Source organism: bacterium, assembly GCA_024224155.1.
Taxonomy (GTDB): domain Bacteria; phylum Acidobacteriota; class Thermoanaerobaculia; order Multivoradales; family JAHEKO01; genus CALZIK01.
The window spans coordinates 1-2,126 of record JAAENP010000123.1 but is presented as its reverse complement, the minus strand read 5'-3'; the positions used below and the strand labels follow the sequence as shown (position 1 = coordinate 2,126).

Here is a 2,126-nt window from a genome sequence, read left to right as displayed (position 1 = left end):
GGATTCGAACCCACGGACCGCTTGCGCGGTCAACGGTTTTCGAGACCGCCCCGTTCGACCACTCCGGCACCTCTCCTTGGTCTTCATATGGCGGAGAGGGAGGGATTCGAACCCTCGGTAGAGTTACCCCTACACACGCTTTCCAGGCGTGCTCCTTCGGCCGCTCGGACACCTCTCCGCACCATTGTTCAGCGCCAGGGCTGTGCCCCGGACACCGACACCGCCGATCGAATCACGGCGGCGCTTTTTTCAAAGATCTCTTTGTTGTCTGAGACCGGTGAAGAAGTCTTTCAAGACTCTGCCGCAGTCGGTCTCGAGAACCCCGCAGCGAACCTCCAGGCGATGGTTGAGCCGAGCATCTCGAACCAGGTCTCCAAGCGATCCGCAGAAACCGGCTTTCGGATCGTTCGCTCCGTACACCAGCCTTTCGATTCGACTGTTGACCAGAGCACCGGCGCACATGCTGCAAGGCGCCAAGGTCACGAACATCGTACAACCGATCAGCCGCCATCCGTCCACGACGCTGGCCGCCCGCCGAATGGCGAGCATTTCGGCATGAGCCAGCGGATCCCGATCGATCTCGCGACGATTGAAGCCACTCGCTATGAGGGTCTCACCCTGCACCACCACGGCTCCAACCGGCACCTCTCCGAGATCCGCCGCCCGTCTCGCCTCGCGGAGCGCTAGCTCCATCCAACGTTGATCGTCGTCCATGTCCATCCATCGGCGCACGAGCGAGCGATATCTTAGCCGATGCGTCGCCACCGGTAAACCAGGAGCTCCGACGTGGGTCACTATCGCTTTACAACCCGCTCTTCAGGGCATAGCATCAGTCTCCTTGGGCAGCGGTCGACGAAGGGTTCGGGTCCTGTGCACCGGGCGATACCGAACCTCGTCAGGCCCGGAAGGGAGCAGCGATAAGGTACTCGATCCGGGTGCCGCAGATTCACCGGAACCCTTCGTCGACTGCTGTTGATTCCAGACGCGCGGCCTCCCCGGGTTCTGACTCGCCGACATGACCTACCAGGTTCTCGCCCGCAAGTGGCGCCCTCAGGATTTCTCGAGCATCGTCGGCCAGGAGCCGATCATCACCGCTCTGCGGAACGGCCTGAAAGAGAACCGAATCGCACAGGCCTATCTCTTCTCAGGCATCCGTGGCGTCGGCAAGACGACCGCGGCCCGGGTGCTCGCCAAGGCTCTCAACTGCGAGCGCGGACCCGAGCCCGATCGGCCGGCCGAGAATCCGTGCAACGAATGCCCCCCCTGTAACCAGATTACCGCCGGCAAGGATCTCGACTTCCTCGAGGTGGATGCCGCCACCTATTCAAAGGTCGAACAGGTCCGCGAGCTCACGGAGAGCCTGCGCTATGGACCGGCGCGGGATCGTTTCAAGGTCGTCGTGCTCGACGAGGTTCATCGCCTGTCGCGACAAGCCTTCGACGCGCTGCTCAAGATCGTCGAAGAGCCACCACCGCATCTGGTCTTCGTTTTCGCGACGACCGAGATCGATGCGGTACCCGCGACGATCCTTTCACGCTGCCAGGAATTCCAGTTTCGGCGCGTTCCGTCTCCGGTGCTGGCCAAGCATCTGCGGCAGATCGGTGACGCTGAGCAGATCAAAGTCAGTGACGCGGCGCTTCGTCTGATCGCCCGTGCCGGAGAGGGCAGCGTCCGCGACTCCGTCGCCCTCCTCGATCAGCTCGCCACCTTTGGCAACGGCGAAATCGACGACCGCGACGCCTCGAATCTGCTCGGCGGGCTGGACGCGGCGATCTTCCACCGCGTGCTCGCCGCGATCCTCGAAGGCCGCCCTGGAGACGTCACCGAGACCATCCGCGAGATCGAAGGAAACGGCTGGGATCCGCATAGCGTCTTCGGACAGTTCCTGGTTTACGCGCGCGACGCGCTTCACCTCGCGATCGGCGGACGACCCGAGACCATTGATCTGCCGCTAGAAGAGGCTGAGAATCTAGCGGAGTTGGTGCGCTCCCATAGGTACGAGACTCTGCTGCGCCTCGCCGATCATCTGTTGATGAGCGAGCCGATCGTTCGGCGCAGCGAGTTCGCGCTGCTGGCTCTCGAACTCGCTTGGCTGCGCGCCGCGGAGCTCCCCAAGCTGACTCGCG

At 62.9% G+C, this 2,126-nt stretch carries 2 protein-coding genes, 1 tRNA gene and 1 other RNA gene; 2 read left to right on the top strand and 2 right to left on the bottom strand.

Annotated features, from left to right (window positions below):
• Positions 1 to 88: 88 nt before the first annotated feature.
• Together GY769_06920 and GY769_06915 are read right to left on the bottom strand one after the other, a co-directional pair.
• Positions 89 to 178 (bottom strand) — tRNA-Ser (locus GY769_06920).
• A 71-nt stretch (positions 179 to 249) separates the two neighbouring features.
• Positions 250 to 720: a nucleoside deaminase gene (locus GY769_06915; GenBank protein MCP4201649.1), complete on the bottom strand. Its 471-nt coding sequence runs from the start codon at positions 718 to 720 to the stop codon at positions 250 to 252.
• 139 nt (positions 721 to 859) lie between these two features.
• Between GY769_06915 and ffs the strand changes: the two genes are divergently transcribed.
• Positions 860 to 959: signal recognition particle sRNA small type (gene ffs, locus GY769_06910), an RNA gene on the top strand.
• A 56-nt stretch (positions 960 to 1,015) separates the two neighbouring features.
• Positions 1,016 to 2,126 (top strand): DNA polymerase III subunit gamma/tau (gene dnaX / locus GY769_06905; GenBank protein MCP4201648.1); only part of this gene is annotated, 1,111 nt, incomplete at its 3' end.

Bases quoted from the DNA above. Each gene is read 5' to 3' on its own strand.
- GY769_06915 (MCP4201649.1), bottom strand. From the start codon at position 720: ATGGACATGGACGACGATCAACGTTGGATGGAGCTAGCGCTCCGCGAG.